13 protein-coding genes and 2 tRNA genes are annotated in these 18,444 nt (G+C 59.2%); 11 read left to right on the forward strand and 4 right to left on the reverse strand.

Features of this window, described 5'->3' with window-relative positions; all coding sequences use genetic code 11:
* Nucleotides 1-67: 67 nt before the first annotated feature.
* From hpnE to hpnC, 3 genes are all read right to left on the reverse strand, one after another.
* Nucleotides 68-1,411: a hydroxysqualene dehydroxylase HpnE gene (hpnE, locus tag AC07RZ_RS05950; RefSeq protein WP_494667260.1), complete on the reverse strand. Its 1,344-nt coding sequence runs from the start codon at nucleotides 1,409-1,411 to the stop codon at nucleotides 68-70.
* A 47-nt stretch (nucleotides 1,412-1,458) separates the two neighbouring features.
* Nucleotides 1,459-2,292, reverse strand: a complete 834-nt coding sequence (gene hpnD / locus AC07RZ_RS05955) for a presqualene diphosphate synthase HpnD (RefSeq protein ID WP_494667261.1) — start codon at nucleotides 2,290-2,292, stop codon at nucleotides 1,459-1,461.
* A gap of 91 nt (nucleotides 2,293-2,383) precedes the next feature.
* On the reverse strand, nucleotides 2,384-3,196 hold the full coding sequence (hpnC, locus tag AC07RZ_RS05960; RefSeq protein ID WP_494667262.1) for a squalene synthase HpnC: 813 nt from the start codon (nucleotides 3,194-3,196) through the stop codon (nucleotides 2,384-2,386).
* A gap of 224 nt (nucleotides 3,197-3,420) precedes the next feature.
* Here hpnC and AC07RZ_RS05965 point away from each other — a divergent pair, with 224 nt between their 5' ends.
* The 11 genes from AC07RZ_RS05965 to AC07RZ_RS06015 all read left to right on the forward strand — a co-directional run bounded on the left by AC07RZ_RS05965 (nucleotide 3,421) and on the right by AC07RZ_RS06015 (nucleotide 17,865).
* Complete coding sequence (locus AC07RZ_RS05965; RefSeq protein ID WP_494667263.1) at nucleotides 3,421-4,638, forward strand: efflux RND transporter periplasmic adaptor subunit; 1,218 nt, start codon at nucleotides 3,421-3,423, stop codon at nucleotides 4,636-4,638.
* Complete coding sequence (locus AC07RZ_RS05970) at nucleotides 4,635-7,757, forward strand: efflux RND transporter permease subunit (protein ID WP_494667264.1); 3,123 nt, start codon at nucleotides 4,635-4,637, stop codon at nucleotides 7,755-7,757. Before AC07RZ_RS05965 ends, AC07RZ_RS05970 begins: the two co-directional genes overlap by 4 nt.
* Nucleotides 7,758-7,873: 116 nt before the next feature.
* Nucleotides 7,874-7,960: transfer RNA gene (locus tag AC07RZ_RS05975), tRNA-Leu, on the forward strand.
* Between the two features lie 164 nt (nucleotides 7,961-8,124).
* Nucleotides 8,125-8,622 carry a CreA family protein gene (locus AC07RZ_RS05980; RefSeq protein WP_144736751.1) on the forward strand — a complete coding sequence of 166 codons (498 nt, stop codon included), beginning with the start codon at nucleotides 8,125-8,127 and terminating at the stop codon, nucleotides 8,620-8,622.
* 171 nt (nucleotides 8,623-8,793) lie between these two features.
* Nucleotides 8,794-10,149 (forward strand): trigger factor, encoded by a 1,356-nt coding sequence (tig, locus tag AC07RZ_RS05985; RefSeq protein ID WP_144736749.1) that lies wholly within the window; start codon nucleotides 8,794-8,796, stop codon nucleotides 10,147-10,149.
* Between the two features lie 86 nt (nucleotides 10,150-10,235).
* Nucleotides 10,236-10,862: an ATP-dependent Clp endopeptidase proteolytic subunit ClpP gene (gene clpP, locus AC07RZ_RS05990; RefSeq protein ID WP_092393953.1), complete on the forward strand. Its 627-nt coding sequence runs from the start codon at nucleotides 10,236-10,238 to the stop codon at nucleotides 10,860-10,862.
* Nucleotides 10,863-11,025: 163 nt separating this feature from the next.
* The gene (gene clpX / locus AC07RZ_RS05995; RefSeq protein ID WP_014006420.1) at nucleotides 11,026-12,294 is read left to right on the forward strand and encodes an ATP-dependent Clp protease ATP-binding subunit ClpX; all 1,269 of its coding nucleotides are present in this window, start codon (nucleotides 11,026-11,028) and stop codon (nucleotides 12,292-12,294) included.
* A gap of 316 nt (nucleotides 12,295-12,610) precedes the next feature.
* Nucleotides 12,611-15,022, forward strand: coding sequence for an endopeptidase La (gene lon, locus AC07RZ_RS06000; RefSeq protein ID WP_092393950.1), 2,412 nt, complete (start codon nucleotides 12,611-12,613; stop codon nucleotides 15,020-15,022).
* Between the two features lie 293 nt (nucleotides 15,023-15,315).
* Nucleotides 15,316-15,588, forward strand: coding sequence for an HU family DNA-binding protein (locus AC07RZ_RS06005; RefSeq protein ID WP_014006418.1), 273 nt, complete (start codon nucleotides 15,316-15,318; stop codon nucleotides 15,586-15,588).
* A 173-nt stretch (nucleotides 15,589-15,761) separates the two neighbouring features.
* Nucleotides 15,762-15,838: transfer RNA gene (locus AC07RZ_RS06010), tRNA-Asp, on the forward strand.
* A 92-nt stretch (nucleotides 15,839-15,930) separates the two neighbouring features.
* Nucleotides 15,931-17,865, forward strand: coding sequence for a SurA N-terminal domain-containing protein (locus tag AC07RZ_RS06015; RefSeq protein ID WP_494667265.1), 1,935 nt, complete (start codon nucleotides 15,931-15,933; stop codon nucleotides 17,863-17,865).
* A gap of 50 nt (nucleotides 17,866-17,915) precedes the next feature.
* Here the strand turns inward: AC07RZ_RS06015 and AC07RZ_RS06020 are convergent.
* A partial coding sequence (locus AC07RZ_RS06020; protein WP_494667266.1) for an IS3 family transposase occupies nucleotides 17,916-18,444 on the reverse strand: 529 nt, incomplete at its 5' end.

Here is an 18,444-nt window from a genome sequence, read left to right on the forward strand (position 1 = left end):
GCCACTATCTTAGATGAAAACAATGCATGCACGGTGCAATTCAATTGACGCCTGGCATGAAGCATTTTCACCTGGCCTCGCGTATCTGCGCCAGCAGTTCCTGCGCCGCCTGCCTGCCGCTGCGCACCGCCGATTCCAGCGTCGCCGGATAATCGCTGGCGGTATAGTCGCCGGCCAGCAGCAGCTTGCCCAGGCCGGTGTCGTTGGCCGGCCGCGCCAGGCCCGGGGTGCAGGCAAATGTGGCGCGCTTTTCTGAAATGACCTGGGTCCAGGCGGGCGACGCCAGCTGCGGCTGCCTGAAGGCTGTGGCCAGCTGTGCGGCGACCGCTTTCGCCAGCGCCTCATGGCCGGCCTGTATGGCCTCGGATGAAGCGCTGATGACGACTGCCAGCAAACCGGCCTGGGTCGCATCGAGCTGGCCGCGGTCGAATACGAACTGGCCCCAGGCGGCGCTGCCGCCGGCGTTTCCCGGATCGTCCAGCAAGGCGAAGAACGGGCGCGGCAAGCGCGTGGCGGCCGGGTATTGCAGGTAACAGGTGGTGATCGGCTCGTAGTCGAAACCGCGCAAGGTTGCCAGCAGCGCCGCATCTGCACAGCCGTCCAGCAGCGTTGCCGCGGTTTCGGGCGGCGTGGCGATCACGACGGCGTCGAAATCCATGCTTGCCTCGCTGCCTTGCAGCTGCCATCGTTCGCTGCTGCGCTGCAGTTGCCTGATGCTGTGGCCGGATTCGACGTTGCCGCCGCGTTCCTCGATGAAGGCAGCCGCCTGTTGCGGGAACAGGTTGCTCAGATCGGTGCGCGGCAGCAGCATGTCCGAGGCGCTCCTGCGGGCGCCCAGGCTGTCGCGCAGCACTGCCAGGAAAACCTGCGCCGAGGCTTGCTCCGGCGGGGTATTCAGCGCGGCGATGCAGAGCGGGCGCCACATCAGCCGGACCAGGCGCTCGGTCTGGTCGAACCGTTCCAGCAGCGTGCTGACGCTGCAATCGTCGTGCAGCTGCCAGCCCATCCAGCGCGCGGCGGAAGAAAAGCGCGCCAGCGCCAGCTTGTCCTGGCGCTCGAGGCCGTCGGCGCGCAGCAATGCCGCCAGCAGGTGCAAGGGCGCCGGCAAGCGCGGCGCCACAAAAGTCATGCCGCCGCTATCGGCCGGGTAACACATCTGCAGCGGCAGCCGCAGCATGACGCTGGCCGGATCGATGCCGACCTTGCGCATCATTTGCAATGTCTCGCGGTAAGCGCCCAGCAGGATGTGCTGGCCGTTGTCCAATATGGTTTCGTTGATGTCGACACGCCGGGCCCGGCCGCCGAGCTGGCGGCTGGCTTCGAACAAGGTCACCTGGTGGCCGGCCTGGGTCAGTTCGACGGCGGCGCTGCAACCGGCCCAGCCGGCGCCGATCACTGCGACCTGTTGCATTTCCATGGCCATGTCAGCGCAGGGGCAAGGGCCGTGATGCGGCGCAGTCAACCGCGCACATAGGTCTTCCATGCCAGCCAGAGTTTACGGATCGGCGTGAGCGAAATGCGCTGGTTCAGTACATGGAAGCCGTCGCGCTCGATTTCACCCAGCAGCGCGCGGTAGATGGCCGCCATCATCAGGCCGGGGCGCTGGGCGCGCCGGTCTGCCTTGGGCAGCAACGCAAATGCTTCGTCGTAAGCCTGCTGCGCACGCGCCACCTGGAAGCGCATCAGGTTGACGAAATTCTCGCTGTAACGCGCATTCAGGATATCGGCGGCAGTGACATTGAATTGCTGCAGCTCGTTGACCGGCAGGTAGATGCGGCCCTTGCGGCCGTCTTCGCCGACGTCGCGGATGATATTGGTGAGCTGGAATGCCAGGCCGAGCTTCTCGGCAAACTGCAGGGTTTGCGGCTGGCTCACGCCGAAGATGCTGGCCGACAGGATGCCGACCACGCCTGCCACATGCCAGCAGTATTGCTTCAAGCCCGGATAATCGAGGTAACGGGTCTGGTTCAGGTCCATTTCCATGCCGTCGATGATCGCTTGCAGGTGCTTGCCGTCCAGTCCGTAGGGCTGCAGGTGAGGTTGCAGGGCCTGGGTGACCGGATGGGACGGATTGCCGGCCAGCATGGCGGAGATTTCCTTGCGCCACCACATCAGCTTGGTGCGCGCCACGCTTTCGTCGGTGCAATCGTCGACCGTATCGTCCACTTCGCGGCAGAAGGCGTACAGCGCAGTGATGGCGCGCCGCCGTTCCGCCGGCAGGAACAGGAAACTGTAATAAAAACTGGAGCCGCTCTGGGCGGCTTTTTGCTGGCAGTAATCGTCTGGGGACATGAATGTGGGAAGCAGCTTAAAAAACAATTTGCCCGAAGTATACGTAAGAATGCGTAAGAGCGGCGTTATTGGTTTGCGGAATTTTGCCGGTTCATCTCATGCGCAGGGCGCGCCAGGCAAGCAGCAGCCAGTCGGCCTTGCCCAGTTTCGGCCGCTGGCGGAACATGTCGTAATCCGCCGCTTCCAGCAGCTCAAGGATGCGCAGGCCGCCTTGCACCACCAGCCGCAACTCCCAGCCGATCCGGCCCGGCAGCCGCAGCGCCAGCGCCTGGGCGCCGGTCATCATGCCGCGTGCGCGCTGTACCTCGAACTGCATCAGGCGGCGCCAGGCGTGGTCCACCGTGCCGCTGGCAAGCTGGGCCTGCGACACGCCGAAACGCTGCAAGTCTTCCAGCGGCAGATAAATCCTGGCCTTGTCCCAGTCGATCGCTACGTCTTGCCAGAAGTTAATCAATTGCAACGCCGAACAGATGGCGTCCGAATCGCGCAGGTTCTGTTCGTTCGCCGCGCCGTACAGGTGCAGCATCAGGGCGCCGACCGGATTGGCCGAGCGCCGGCAGTAGTCGAGCAGCTCGGGAAACTGGCTGTAGCGGGTGGTGGCCACATCCTGCTTGAAGGCGGACAGCAGGTCGCGGAACGGCGCCAGCGGCAGCCGGTATTCCACGATTACCTGTTCCAGCGCCTGAAACAAGCTGCTTTCCGCGGCCTGCTTATGTTCTATCCTGTCCAAAGCGGTCTCGTACGCATGCAGCGCGCGCAAGCGCTGTTCGGGAGCGGCGTCGCCTTCATCGGCGATGTCGTCGGCACTGCGGGCAAAGGCATAGATGGCCCTGACTGCGGGACGCAGCCGGGCTGGCAGCAGCAGGGAAGCGACCGGGAAATTTTCGTAATGGTTGGTGGACATTAGGGCGGGCAGAATATCTTTGTCAAAAAAGCATTATTTGTCTCTAATTGTCCGGTATAAAAAAAGCTTTGGTCAAACTTAATCCGGCGCAATTATAATAACTGACCTGAAAGTTATTAATTTGTGAGAAGCTTCGGCAATCGATTGTTTTATGGCATGCCGGACGGTGCTGCATAAACCGGCGACGACAGCTAACGACCGCCCAGAATAGTAAAGGAAAAAACGTGTTGACCCAGATAAATCCGCGTCCGTCCGCAGCTACCTTGGTGCGCATGCGCGCTCCCGGTTTGTTGCTTATTTGCACATTGCTGTTGGCTGCCTGTTCCAAGCACGCTGAAAAGGTCGAAGATATCCGCCCGGTGCGGGTGGTGGTGCTGAACCCGGCCAATGCCGACGTCACCTCTGAATTTCCGGGCGCGGTGCAGGCCCGCTATGAATCGCAGCTGGGTTTCCGGGTGGCCGGCAAGATCATTGCGCGCCAGGTCGATGTCGGCACGGTCGTCAAGCGCGGCCAGGTGCTGATGCGGCTCGATCCCAAGGACCTGCAGCTGGCGCAGGCGCAAGCGGTGGCCGCCGTCAGTTCGGCCGCCAGCAACCGCGATACCGCCAAGGCCGACCTGAAACGCTACCAGGAGCTGCGCGACAAGAACTTCGTCAGCCAGGCCGTGCTGGATGCGAAAGATACGGCGTACAAGGCCGCGCAAGCGACTTATGACCAGGCCGAAGCCGCATTCAAGGGGCAGTTGAACCAGACCGCTTACGCGACCCTGGAGTCGGATGTGGATGGGGTGGTCACCGCCATCAGCGCCGAAGCCGGCCAGGTGGTTGCGGCCGGCACGCCGGTGGTCAGCGTGGCTCGCCAGGGCGCCAAGGAAGTGGTGGTCGGCGCGCCGGAAAACCAGGTCGACAAACTGCGCGGCAGCAGCGATGTGCAAATACGGTTGTGGGCCGATCCAAAACAGGTGATCCGCGGCACGGTGCGCGAGGTTTCGCCGATTGCCGATCCGGTGACGCGCACTTACGCCATCAAGATCTCGATCCCGGACGACGCGCCTAACGTCAAGCTGGGCATGACCGCCTACGCCAGCTTCACCAGCAAGACCAGCGACAATGCGATCAAGGTGCCGCTCACTGCGCTGTTGCGGGTGCAGGACCACAGCGCGGTATGGGTGGTCGACGGCGCCGCCGTGCGTCAGGTGCGCCAGGTGCCGGTGCAGATCAACGGCCAGCACGGCAATGAAGTATGGATACAAGGCGACCTGCGCGCCGGCCAGCAGGTGGTGACCGCCGGCGTCAACCAGCTCAAGCCGGGACAGAAAGTCACGATCCTGAATGCGCCGGAAGGCAGCCTGCCGCCCGGCAAAGCGGTGGCGAGCCCGCCGCTGGCGTCCAATAATGCCGAACCTTCCGCAGCGGCGGCAACGGGCGGAGCAGCCCGATGAGCGATGACAAAAAAACCGGTTTTAATCTGTCGCGCTGGGCCCTGGAACACATACCGCTGACGCGTTACCTGATGGTGGTGCTGGTGATCGGCGGCATCCTCAGCTATGGCCGCCTGGGGCAGGATGAAGATCCGCCGTTCACCTTCCGCGCCATGGTGGTGTCGGCGCAGTGGCCGGGCGCTACCGCCTTGCAGATGGCCGACCAGGTCACCGACAAGCTGGAAAAGAAGTTGCAGGAAACGCCGCACATCGACACCATCCGCAGCTATTCCAAGCCGGGCGAAACGCTGATCATCCTGACCTTGCAGGAATCGGCCCCGCCCAAGGAAACGGCGGATGCCTGGTACCAGGTGCGCAAGAAAATCAACGACATCAAGCTGACCTTGCCGCCAGGCGTGGTGGGGCCGTTCTTCAACGATGAATTCGGCGAAACCTACGGCTCGATTTTTGCGGTTTCCGGCGACGGCTTCAATTATGCCGACGTCAAGGACTATGCCGATTTCGTGCGGCAGCAATTGCTGACCTTGCCCTCGGTCGCCAAGGTAGATTTGTTCGGCGTCCAGGATGAAAAGATATTCATCGAATTTTCGCAGAAAAAATTCTCGCAGCTGGGCATTACGGTGCAGGACATCGTCAACCAGCTGAGCGCGCAAAACGCCTTGCAGTCGACCGGGGTGCTGGCCACTGCCACCGACAACCTGCAGATCCGCGTCAGCGGCGCGCTGGCGTCGCCCAAGGACCTGGAGAACCTGCAGCTGCGGGCCAACGCCACCACCTTCAGGCTGGGAGATTTTGCGGTCGTCAAGCGCGAATACCAGGATCCGCCGCAGACCAAGATGCGCTTCAACGGCAAGGAAGTGATCGGACTCGGCGTGTCGATGGCGAAGGGCGGCGACATCATCTCCCTGGGCAAGGACATGGAGAAGATGACTGCCCAGATCAAGGCCAAGCTGCCGGTCGGGATCGACCTCGAGCGGGTTTCGAACCAGCCGAAAATCGTCGCCGAATCGGTCAACGAATTCCTGAAGACCTTGATGGAAGCGGTGCTGATCGTGCTGGCGGTGAGTTTCCTGTCGCTGGGTTTCCATACCAAGCCGTTCCGCATCGACGTCCGGCCCGGCCTGGTGGTGGCTTTGACCATTCCGCTGGTGCTGGCGGTAACGTTCCTGTTCATGAGCATTTTCAGCATCGACCTGCACAAGATTTCGCTCGGCGCGCTGATCATCGCCCTCGGCCTGCTGGTGGACGACGCCATCATCGCGGTGGAGATGATGGTGCGCAAGATGGAAGAGGGCTTGTCGCGGCTGGAGGCGGCGACCTTTGCCTATACCTCCACGGCAATGCCGATGCTGACCGGAACTCTGATCACCGCCGCCGGCTTCCTGCCGATCGGCCTGGCCAAGTCGGCCGCCGGCGAATATACCTTTTCCATGTTTTCAGTGAATGCGCTGGCGCTGCTGATTTCGTGGCTGGTGGCGGTGCTGTTTACGCCCTATATCGGCTTCCTGCTGCTGAAGGTGAAACCGGCGGCCGGCGCCGACGGCCACCATGAACTGTTCAATACGCCGTTCTATACGCGCGTCCGGCGCGCGGTCAACTGGTGCGTCGAGTGGCGCAAGACCACCATCGCCTTGACCTTGATGGTGTTTGCGCTGGGCGTGTTCGGCTTCAAGTTTATCGAAGAGCAGTTTTTCCCCGATTCCAGCCGGCCTGAGCTGATGATCGAACTGTGGCTGCCGGAGGGCTCGTCGTTTGCCGCCACCGAAGCCCAGGCCAAGAAATTCGAAGCGTATATCCACGCCGCGCCCGAACTGGAAAGCATGACCACTTACGTCGGCAGCGGCAGCCCGCGTTTTTACCTGCCGCTGGACCAGATCCTGCCGCAGACCAATGTGGCGCAGCTGGTGCTGCTGACCAAGGACCTGGCGGCGCGCGATGCCTTGCGCCTGCGCATTACCGAAGCCTTCAAGCACGGTTTCCCGGAAGTCCGGGGGCGCGTCAAGCTGCTGCCTAGCGGCCCGCCGGTGCCGTATGCGGTGCAGTTCCGCGTCAGCGGCACCGACGCCGCCAAGGTCAGGACGATTGCCGACCAGGTCAAGAGCGTCATGAACGGCAATCCGAATATCACCGGCCTCAACGACAACTGGAACGAGTCGGTCAAGGTGCTGCGGATCGACCTCGACCAGGATAAGCTGCGCACGCTGGGCATCGGTTCGCAAACCGTGATGCAGACGGTGAACACCATGCTGACCGGCACCACCATCGGCCAGTACCGCGAACATGACCGCCTGATCGATATCGTGGTGCGCCAGCCGCTGGACGAGCGCGCCACCATCGATGCCCTGAACCAGGCCAACGTGCCGACCGCCAGCGGCAAGTCGGTGCCGCTGGCGCAGGTCGCCACGGTCAAGCTGGTGTGGGAGCCGGGCGTGGTGTGGCGCGAATGGCGCAACTGGGCGATCACGGTGCAGGCGGATGTGATCGACGGCGTGCAAGGGCCGACGGTGACCGCCCAGATCGATCCGCAGCTCGACAAGATCAGGGCCCAGCTGCCGCCCGGCTATATCATCGACGTCGCCGGCGCCGCCCATGACAGCGGCAAGGCGCAGGATTCGATCGCCGCCAATGTGCCGCTGGTGATTTTCATTATCTTCACTTTGCTGATGCTGCAGCTGCACAGCTTTTCGCGTTCCTTGCTGGTGTTCCTGACCGGGCCGCTCGGCGTGGCGGGTGCGGCGGCGGCGTTGCTGTTGTTGCAGCGGCCGTTCGGCTTCGTCGCCCAGCTGGGCGTGATCGCGCTGTTCGGCATGATCATCCGCAATTCGGTGATCCTGATCGACCAGATCGAGCACGATATCGCCAACGGCGTGGCGCCGTGGAATGCGATTGTGGAGTCCGCGGTGCGGCGCTGCCGGCCGATCATGCTGACCGCGGCGGCGGCGGTGCTGGCGATGATCCCGTTGTCGCGCTCGGTGTTCTGGGGGCCGATGGCGGTGGCGATCATGGGCGGCCTGATTGTGGCGACCGGCCTGACCCTGCTGTTTTTGCCGGCGCTGTATGCGGCCTGGTTCCGGGTCAAGAAGCCGCAGCCGGAAAGCGCGGCGGATCACCACGGTTAAACGTGTAGAAATATGGCGAGAAAACAAGGCAGCCTCTCGCCATATCGGATGGCTTGCAGTAGAATAGCGGGCTGTCCAATCCTGCAATGCGGGATTGCGCTGTATTTGTTGGAAATGCGACCGTGGCGAAATTGGTAGACGCAACAGGTTTAGGTCCTGTCGAGAGCAATCTTGTGGAGGTTCGAGTCCTCTCGGTCGCACCAGCTGTGTCGATGATATTGACGTATTGGCGGCTGGCTAAGCATGGAAGAACCCTCTTGAAGAGGGTTTTTTTACGTCTGCGCCCACAGTCCGCCCACAGTCTCGAAATGCCGAGCGGCGGATCGATTGTTCGGCATACAATCGCATTTTCTTTCCTGGAACAAACATGCATACAAAATCCCTGGGACTGGCCGCTTTACTTGGCTTGCTTGGTTTAGCAGCAATCGCCGCAGGCCCTGCGCAAGCGGCGTCGGAGCAGGTGGGCGAGGTGAGCACCGCATTCCGCTGGGTCGGGCGCAATGACCGGGTGGTGGTGGAGGCGTACGACGATCCCAAGGTGCAGGGCGTGACCTGCTACGTGTCGCGCGCACGCACCGGCGGCGTCAAGGGCACCGTCGGGCTGGCGGAGGACAGGGCGGAAGCCTCGATCGCCTGCCGCCAGGTTGCCGCGGTGCAGTTCAGCGCCAAGCTGCCGTTGCAGGAAGATGTGTTTACCGAGCGCATGTCGGTGCTGTTCAAGCGCTTGCATATCGTACGGCTGGTCGACCCGAAGCGGAATACACTGGTCTACCTGACCTATTCGGATAAATTGGTCGACGGCAGCCCGCAAAACAGCGTTACGGCGGTGCCGGTGCCGGTCGGCAACCCGATTCCGCTCAAATAAGCAAGCTTATTGCCCCGGCGGAGCGACGCGTTTTGGCGCAACCGCCTGTTTTACGTATAGAATATCGGACTTTAGCGCGGCAAGGTTGGGGTGGAAATGACAACTTTTCATCGTTTTACCCCGCATTTACCTTAGCCGCACCACGGAATTTTTAATTTTTGGACGATCCACATGGCAACTGCAGTCGAAACTCTGGATAAACTTGAACGCCGCCTTACCCTCACTATCGCTGTGAGCGAAGTGCAAACCGAAGTCGAAAAGCGCCTGAAGGTCCGCGCCCGCACTGCAAAAGCGCCTGGCTTCCGCCCAGGTAAAGTGCCGATGAAGATGGTCGCTGCACAATACGGCTACCAGGTCGAAACCGAAGTGCTGAACGACAAAGTCGGCAATGCCTTCAACACCGCTGCCAATGAAAACAACCTGCGCGTTGCCGGTTACCCGAAGATCGAGCCAAAGAACAGCGAAGGCGTGGCTGAAGGCACGCTGGCATTCGATGCGACCTTCGAAATCTACCCTGAAGTCAAGATCGGCGACCTGGCCGCCGTTGAAGTCGAAAAGACCAAGGCTGAAGTCAGCGACGCTGAAATCGACAAGACCATCGACATCCTGCGCAAGCAGCGCGTGCACTATCACGTCAAGGGCGAGCAAGGCGCGCACGGCGATGGCGGCAGCGACCTGACAGCCAAGAACGGCGACCGCGTGACTGTCGATTTCGTCGGCAAGATCGACGGCGTTGAATTCCAGGGCGGCAAAGCCGATGACTACGCTTATGTACTGGGCGAAGGCCGCATGCTGCCTGAGTTCGAAAACGCGACCATCGGCCTGAAAGTAGGCGAAGCCAAGACGTTTGAGCTGGCTTTCCCTGCCGATTACCACGGCAAGGACGTCGCCGGCAAGACCGCGGAATTCACCATCACGCTGAAGAAGCTGGAATGGGCGCACCTGCCGGAAGTCGACGCAGAATTTGCTAAATCGCTGGGCATCGACGACGGCGACCTGGTCAAGATGCGCGCTGACATCAAGCTCAACCTGGAGCGTGAAGTCGGCTCCCGCGTCAAGGCCAAGAACAAAGACAGCGTCATGGATGCGCTGATCAAGGTCAGCGACCTGGAAGTGCCGAAAGCGCTGGTCGAGCAGGACGTCGAGCGCCTGGTTGAAATGACCCGCCAGGATATGGCGCAGCGCGGCATGAAGGTCAACGACATGCCGTTCCCGCCGGAGCTGTTCACAGCCCAGGCTGAGCGTCGCGTACGCCTGGGCCTGATCCTGGCCGAAGTGGTCAAGGAAAACAAGCTGCAGGCAACCCCGGAGCAAGTCAAAGCCCAAGTTGAAGACTTTGCGCAAAGCTACGAAGACCCGCAACAAGTCCTGAAATATTATTTCAGCGATCGCCGCCGCCTGGCAGAGGTCGAAGCCCTTGTTTTGGAAGAAAACGTCGTTAACTATGTGCTGGGCAAATCGAAAGTGACTGAAAAGTCGGTTGCGTTCGATGAATTAATGAGCAACAACGGGCAACAACAAGCTTAATCAGGTGCAGTACGACGGTCCAGGCGGCAAGCCTGGGCCGGTTCGGTGGTTTGATTAAGTTTTGAGCGCTCTCCATAAGGAAAAATATGACAGGCTTTAATCGTAATTCGGCACTGGATACTGACATGCTTGGCATGGTGCCTATCGTGATTGAGCAGAGTGGCCGCGGTGAGCGTTCCTATGACATCTATTCGCGCCTGCTGCGCGAACGCATCATTTTCCTGGTAGGCCCGGTCAACGACCAGACCGCCAACCTGGTGGTGGCGCAGTTGCTGTTCCTGGAAAGCGAAAATCCTGACAAGGATATTTCTTTATATATCAATTCTCCTGGCGGTTCGGTGTCTGCCGGCATGGCGATTTTCGACACCATGCAGTTCGTCAAGCCGGAAGTCTCCACCTTGTGCACCGGCATGGCAGCATCCATGGGTGCTTTCCTGCTGGCTGCAGGCGCCAAGGGCAAGCGTTTCTCGCTGCCTAACTCGCGTATCATGATTCACCAGCCTTTGGGCGGCGCCCAGGGGCAGGCTTCGGATATCGAAATCCAGGCGCGTGAAATCCTGTACCTGCGGGAACGCTTGAACGGCATCCTGGCTGACAAGACCGGCAGAAGCATTGAGCAGATCAGCAAGGATACGGATCGGGACAATTTCATGTCCGCGGATGCGGCTGTGGAATATGGCCTGATTGATAAAGTCCTGGCGACACGCGCTTGACTGCTGCGTAACGAATGAAACGCCCGGCCCCAAAGGTACGGGCGTTTTGCTTTTCAAAAATCGCCCAGGCGTGACGAATCCGGATTTCGCGGGTAAGATAAAATCCATACCGCGAATCGATGCTGTGGTCCACCCCCTATAGTTTTACTTAAACTCTGCCTTTATGTCTGATAAAAAATCTTCCAGCGGCGAAAAACTGCTTTATTGTTCCTTCTGCGGCAAAAGCCAGCATGAAGTGAAAAAACTCATCGCCGGGCCATCGGTATTCATTTGTGATGAATGCATCGACCTCTGTAATGACATCATTACCGATGAAGCATCGAACGTCGAAACGCTGGATGGTCAAAAATCGGAACTGCCGATCCCGCAGGAAATCAGCGAGCTGCTCGACCAGTACGTGATCGGCCAGGAGCCTGCCAAGCGGATCCTGTCGGTGGCGGTGTACAACCATTACAAGCGTCTCAAGCATCTTGGCAAGAAGGACGACATCGAACTGGCGAAGAGCAATATCCTGCTGGTCGGTCCGACCGGTTCCGGCAAGACCTTGCTGGCGCAAACGCTGGCGCGCATGCTGAACGTGCCGTTCGTGATCGCCGATGCGACCACGCTGACCGAAGCCGGTTATGTCGGCGAGGACGTCGAAAACATCATCCAGAAACTGCTGCAGAACTGCAATTACGAAGTCGAGAAGGCGCAGCGGGGCATCGTCTACATCGATGAAATCGACAAGATTTCGCGCAAGTCGGATAACCCGTCGATTACCCGCGATGTCTCGGGCGAGGGCGTGCAGCAAGCCTTGCTGAAGCTGATCGAAGGCACCATGGCCTCGGTGCCGCCGCAAGGCGGGCGCAAGCACCCGAACCAGGACTTCGTGCAGATCGACACCACCAACATCCTGTTCATTTGCGGCGGCGCCTTCGACGGCCTGGCCAAGATCATTTCCGAGCGCTCGGAAAAGAGCGGTATTGGTTTTTCGGCAAATGTGAAGAGCCAGAGCCAGCGCACCTCCAGCGAAGTGCTGCTGGACGCCGAGCCTGAAGACTTGACGCGCTTCGGCCTGATTCCTGAGCTGGTCGGCCGTTTGCCAGTGATCGCGACGCTGGCCGAGCTGAACGAAGAAGCGCTGATCGAGATCCTGATCGCCCCCAAGAACGCGCTGGTCAAGCAATATTCCAAGCTGCTGCAGATGGAAGGCGCCGAGCTGGAAATCCGCCCCGCGGCGCTGCAAGCCATCGCCAAGCGCGCCCTGGCGCGTAAGACCGGTGCGCGCGGCTTGCGCTCCATCCTCGAGCACGTGCTGCTCGACGTCATGTACGATTTGCCAAGCCAGCAAAACGTCGCCAAGGTCGTGGTTGATGAAAATACCGTCAACAGCGGCGCTAAACCGTTGCTGATTTACCATGAACAGCCGAAGGTGTCCGGCGCGAAATAAGGCGGCCACGTTTATCTGCCGGGGCAGGCCTTGCCAGAGGCCGGTTCCTGGCGGCGGCGCAAAACCGGGAAATTTGTAAAGCCATGTAAAAAGCAGGGGTTTAAGCCGGTTTTTAAGCCAAAAGTAGTACAATTTGCCAAAACATACGATTTGGCTTCAATCGCAAAGCCACCCGAAGTTACCTTCGCGTGTGGCTTTTTTATTGGCCATCGCAAACTAGTTGCAAATAGAAGTGGTGATTTATTGTTGAAACCGGGGCTTGAGTTTCGGCCACTCGTGCCAACATCATTAATAAGATTTTTTGATAGGGCTCACCATGACGACTTCTACATTTACTGAACAAACTCAGTTGCCTCTCTTGCCTTTACGGGATGTCGTGGTATTCCCGCATATGGTGATTCCACTGTTCGTCGGCCGCCCAAAATCGATCAAGGCGCTTGAAGCCGCGATGGAGCAGGGCAAGAGCATCATGCTTGCAGCGCAGAAAGCCGCAGCCAAGGACGAGCCGTCGCCGGACGATATTTATGAAATCGGCTGCGTCGCCAATATCTTGCAAATGCTGAAACTGCCCGACGGCACCGTCAAGGTGCTGGTGGAAGGGGCGCAACGCGCGCGCATCCATCACATCAGCGAGCTCGACACGCATTTTGTCGCCGACCTGACACCGGTCGAATCCGAACTGGGCGACGAGGCTGAGGTGGAAGCGATGCGCCGCGCCATCGTTCAGCAATTCGACCAGTACGTCAAACTGAACAAGAAAATTCCGCCGGAGATCCTGACTTCGCTGTCGGGCATCGACGATGCTGGCCGCCTGGCCGACACTATCGCTGCCCACTTGCCGCTGAAGCTCGAGCAAAAGCAGGTCATCCTGGAAATCTTCAATATCGCCAAGCGTTACGAGCACCTGCTGGGCCAGCTCGAAGGCGAACTGGATATCCTGCAAGTCGAGAAGCGCATCCGCGGCCGCGTCAAGCGCCAGATGGAAAAATCCCAGCGCGAATACTATCTGAACGAGCAGGTCAAGGCGATCCAGAAGGAATTGGGCGAAGGCGAAGAAGGCGCTGACCTGGAAGAGCTGGAAAAGAAGATCCTGTCTGCCAAGATGCCTAAGGAAGCGCTGGAAAAGGCGCAGAGCGAGCTGAAGAAACTGAAACTGATGTCGCCGATGTCAGCCGAAGCGACCGTGGTGCGCAACTACATCGATACGCTGGTCGGTTTGCCATGGAAGAAAAAATCCAAGGTCAACAATGAACTGGGCAATGCCGAAAAAGTCCTGGAAGGCGATCACTACGGCCTCGACAAGGTCAAAGAACGCATCCTGGAATATCTTGCCGTGCAACAGCGCGTCGACAAGCTGAAAGCGCCGATCCTGTGTTTCGTCGGTCCTCCGGGCGTGGGTAAAACCTCGCTGGGGCAGTCGATCGCCCGCGCCACCAACCGCAAATTCGTGCGGATGGCCCTGGGCGGCGTGCGCGACGAGGCCGAGATCCGCGGTCATCGCCGCACTTACATCGGCTCCATGCCAGGCAAGATACTGCAAAGCCTGGCCAAGGTCGGGGTGCGCAATCCGCTGTTCCTGCTGGACGAGATCGACAAGCTCGGCATGGATTTCCGCGGCGATCCGTCGTCGGCGCTGCTGGAGGTGCTGGATCCTGAACAGAACCATACCTTCTCGGACCATTACATCGAAGTCGATTTCGACTTGTCGGATGTGATGTTCGTGGCGACGTCGAATTCCTTCAACATCCCGCCGGCGCTGCTGGACCGGATGGAAGTGATTCGCCTGTCGGGCTACACCGAAGATGAAAAGACCAACATCGCGCTGCGTTACCTGCTGCCCAAGCAAATCAAGAACAATGGTTTGAAGGTCGAGGAAATCAGCCTGGCTGAAAGTGCGATCCGCGACATCATCCGTTACTACACGCGTGAAGCCGGGGTACGTTCGCTGGAACGGGAAATTTCCAAGATCTGCCGCAAGGTGGTGAAGCTGCTGCTGTTGAAGAAGCAGGAGAAGAAGGTTGCGGTCACTTCCAAGAACATCGATAAATTCCTCGGTGTGCGGCGCTTCGATTTCGGCGTTGCCGAAAAAGAGAACCAGATCGGCCAGGTGGTCGGCCTGGCATGGACCGAAGTGGGCGGCGAGCTGCTGACCATCGAAGCCGTCAAGATGCCGGGTAAAGGTGCAATCATCCGTACCGGCACCCTGGGCGACGTGATGAAGGAATCGATCGAGGCTGCGCGCACGGTGATGCGCAGCCGCGCCGCGAAACTGGGCATCAGGGGCGAGGCGTTCGAAAAGAGCGATATCCATATCCACGTGCCGGAAGGCGCGACGCCAAAAGACGGACCGTCGGCCGGCGTCGGGATGACCACTGCCCTGGTTTCGATCTTTACCGGGATCCCGGTACGGGCCGATGTCGCCATGACCGGTGAAATCACCTTGCGCGGCGAAGTCCTGCCTATCGGCGGCTTGAAGGAAAAACTGCTGGCGGCGCATCGCGGCGGCATCAAGACGGTGCTGATTCCAGAGCAGAACGTGAAAGACCTGGCCGAGATTCCGGACAACGTCAAGAACAAGCTGGAAATCGTGCCGGTGCGCTGGATCGACAAGGTGCTGGAGATCGCCCTGGAACGGCAGCCTGTGCCTTTGACCGACGAAGAAGCGGTGCTGGATGCGGCCGTCGCCAAGAGCAGCGAGAAGTCGGATCCCAGCGTGGTCAAGCACTGAGCCGGCGGCGGATCCGGATAAGCTATCGGATTCGCCAGCCTGATTCCTGTTTTAAAAAAGCGCTCGCGAGAGCGCTTTTTTTCGTATGTGCAAATGTATTTAATGTTGAATATATCAAGTTTGTAAAATCAGGTTAAACCTCCGCGCATCGCCGGGAAAGCGCTTGACACAAGGCTTTGCGGCTTGTTTAATACCAGCTGCAGATTTTTTTCTGCAGTCCATCTGCGATGATCTTTCGCACAAAATGCGGAACAAGCATCATCTCGAATTTCAATTCATGTGAGGGGGCTTCAGTGAACAAAACCGAATTAATCGATCACATCGCCAAGTCAGCAGACATTTCCAAGGCCGCGTCGACCCGCGCTTTGGATGCCGTGATCGCCGCAGTTAAAACCACGTTGAAAAAGAACGGCTCAGTGACCCTGGTCGGCTTTGGCACATTCTCGGTAGGCAAGCGCGCAGCACGCACCGGCCGTAATCCGCGTACCGGAGAGGCGATTAAGATCAAGGCAGCGAAAGTTCCTAAATTTAAGCCTGGCAAAGCGTTGAAAGATGCTGTAAACTAGCGTCTTTTGGCGTGGTGACAAACGCCAAATAAGTGGGCCTTGCAAAACCGTAGCGAGCGACCCAAGGCCGGTAGGAGAAGCGGAGGCGTGCGAAAGCACGATGAGCGTCGCAGTACCGGGATTGGGCCGCGCAGCAGGTTTTCGAGGTCAACTGAGATTTGCAAGCAGTTTTAGGAGTGGTAGTTCAGCTGGTTAGAATACCGGCCTGTCACGCCGGGGGTCGCGGGTTCGAGTCCCGTCCACTCCGCCAAAATACAAAAAAGGCGAACGAGAGTTCGCCTTTTTTCTTATGTACATCCGGTTTGCATTGCAGCCTTCCTTTTTGATCTTGATTGGCCGACCATGTTTGAATTTGTCCGTACCCATCAGCGCTTGATGCAGTTCTTGCTGCTGCTCCTGATCATCCCTTCGTTTGCATTAGTCGGGCTGCAAAGCTATAGCAGCTTTGGCGACGGCGCCAACACGGTGGCGAAAGTCGCCGGCCAGCCGATCACCCAGCAGGAATGGGACGCTGCCCTGCGCCAGCAGATGGACCGCATGCGCCAGGCATTCGGCGACCGTTTCGACCCGAAGATGGTCGAGACGCCGCAAGCCAAGCAAGGCGTGCTGGATAACCTGATCGCGCAGCGCGTGCTGGTCGCGGCGGTGGGCAGCGAGCATTTGTCGGTATCCGATCAAAGCCTGCAGCAAGCCATCATGGGCGTGCCGGAATTGCATGGCGCCGACGGCAAATTCGATAATGAACGCTACAAGGCATTGCTGGCGGCGCAGGGCATGACGCCAACCATGTACGAGGCGCGCCTGCGCCAGGACATGGCAATGCAGCAGCTGAACGGTGCAGTGCAAACCACTGCGTTTACGCCGAAAACAGTTGCCATGCGCTTGTCGGACATCAACGATCAGGAACGCGACGTGCAGGAGCTGCTGTTCAAGACTGCCGATTATGCCGCGCAAGTGAAAGTCACTGACGCCATGCTGCAGGATTACTACGTCAAGAACGCCAAGGAATTCGAAATCCCTGAGCAGATCAAGGCTGACTATGTCGTGCTCGACAGCGCTGCGGTTGCAGCCCAGGTAACGGTCAGCGATGCCGACATCAAATCCTATTACGACAATAACCTGAGCCGTTACACGACGCCGGAAGAACGCCGCGCCAGCCATATCCTGGTCTCGGTGAAGAAAGACGCGCCGGCGGCGGAACTGGCTGCGGCAAAAGCCAAGGCAGAAGGCTTGCTGGCCCAGGTGCGCAAGAATCCGGCCGATTTCGCCAAAGTGGCCAAGGCCAATTCGCAAGACACCGCGTCTGCTGAAATGGGCGGCGATCTCGGTTATTTCGGCCCAGGCATGATGGTCAAGCCTTTCGAGGACGCAGCCGGCAAGCTGAAACAGGGCGAGATCAGCGACCTGGTGCAATCCGATTTCGGTTATCACATTATCGAAGTAACCGGCATCAAGCCTGCAGTGGTCAAGCCGATCGATGAAGTCAAGGCCGATATCGGCGCCGAGATCAAGAAACAGCTGGCAGCGCGCAAGTTCACCGAACTGGCGGAAGCGTTCAGCAACACGGTGTACGAGCAGGCCGACAGCCTGAAGCCGGTCGCCGACAAGATGCACCTGCAGATCCAGTCGGCCGCGAACCTCGGCCGCCAGCCGAATCCTGCCGCTGCGCCAGCCGCCGCTCCGTACAACAACCCGAAATTCCTGGCCGCGCTGTACTCGGATGAGGCCTTGAAGAACAAGCACAATACCGAAGCGATCGAGATAGCGCCGAACACGTTCATCGCCGGCCATGTAGTCGAATACAAGCCGGTGACCAAGCGTTCGTTCGAGGAGGTCAAGGCAATCATCAGCGACAAGGTCACGCGTACCGAAGAGGCCGCGCTGGCCAAGAAAGCCGGCGAAGAAAAACTGGCCGCGCTGAGAGCGCAAGACAGCGCCGGCGGTTTCGGCGCGGTGCAAACCGTGTCGCGCGTCAAGAACCAGGGTGTCAATCCGGTGGCGTTCGAGGCGGTGATGAAGGCCAAGGTGAATAAACTGCCGGCCTATGTCGGCGTGGTGCTGCCGCAGCAGGGTTATGGACTGTACCGGATCGCCAAGGTCGGCCAGCCGGCGGCCCAGGACCAGGCGCGGCGTACTGCTGAACAGCAGCAGATCACCAGTGTCCTGGGACAGCAGGAAATGCTGGCGTATGTGGATGTGCTGAAAGAGAAGGCCAAGGTCAAGATACTGAAACCGGTGGCAACCATCACCGCTGGCGGCGACGACAAGCAGAACTGATCGATGCCGTTACTAAGGTAGTGTCCAGTCCTAAAATAGGTTGACAGGTTTTATTGCAACAGAGACGCCCGATGCACCGCATCGGGCGTTTTGTATTTCAAGGCGGTATGCGGCCGTTCCTGGTTGTAGATTCGAACCGACTGCGCCACCATTTTGGTGGCTTGTTGCAGATCTGCAGGGCGGTTGAGCAGGAATTCTCCCTTGAGGATACCGTTGATCCGTTCGGCCAAGGCATTCTGGTAGCAGTCGTATCCATCAGTCATCGAGCAGACTAAGCCGTGCCGGCGATGGATCTCTTGGTAATACGTCGAGCAATATTGAATACCTCGATCAGAGTGATGAATCACCGGCATGTCGCCGCAGCGTCCGCGCAGAGCCATTTTGAGTGCTTCGCTCACTTCCTCCGTCTGCAAGCTGCTATGTACATGGTAGCCAACGATCTTGCGCGAGTAGGCATCCGTGACCAAACTCACGTAGACGAACTTCCCTCGCGTGGGCAGGTAGGTGATGTCTGCAACCCAGACCTGCTCCGGACCGGTAGGGACGACCTGAGATGGCCCCGCCTTGAGTAGATTGGGA

The organism is Collimonas sp. GW821-FHT07E08 (assembly GCF_059418905.1).

Excerpts from the sequence above, each read along its gene's own strand:
- hpnC (WP_494667262.1), bottom strand. The coding sequence starts at position 3,196 with ATGTCCACCAACCATTACGAAAATTTCCCGGTCGCTTCCCTGCTGCTG.
- tig (WP_144736749.1), top strand. The coding sequence starts at position 8,794 with ATGGCAACTGCAGTCGAAACTCTGGATAAACTTGAACGCCGCCTTACC.
- AC07RZ_RS05980 (WP_144736751.1), top strand. The coding sequence starts at position 8,125 with ATGCATACAAAATCCCTGGGACTGGCCGCTTTACTTGGCTTGCTTGGT.
- hpnE (WP_494667260.1), bottom strand. The coding sequence starts at position 1,411 with ATGCAACAGGTCGCAGTGATCGGCGCCGGCTGGGCCGGTTGCAGCGCC.
- hpnD (WP_494667261.1), bottom strand. The coding sequence starts at position 2,292 with ATGTCCCCAGACGATTACTGCCAGCAAAAAGCCGCCCAGAGCGGCTCC.
- clpX (WP_014006420.1), top strand. The coding sequence starts at position 11,026 with ATGTCTGATAAAAAATCTTCCAGCGGCGAAAAACTGCTTTATTGTTCC.
- lon (WP_092393950.1), top strand. The coding sequence starts at position 12,611 with ATGACGACTTCTACATTTACTGAACAAACTCAGTTGCCTCTCTTGCCT.
- AC07RZ_RS06015 (WP_494667265.1), top strand. The coding sequence starts at position 15,931 with ATGTTTGAATTTGTCCGTACCCATCAGCGCTTGATGCAGTTCTTGCTG.
- AC07RZ_RS05970 (WP_494667264.1), top strand. The coding sequence starts at position 4,635 with ATGAGCGATGACAAAAAAACCGGTTTTAATCTGTCGCGCTGGGCCCTG.
- clpP (WP_092393953.1), top strand. The coding sequence starts at position 10,236 with ATGACAGGCTTTAATCGTAATTCGGCACTGGATACTGACATGCTTGGC.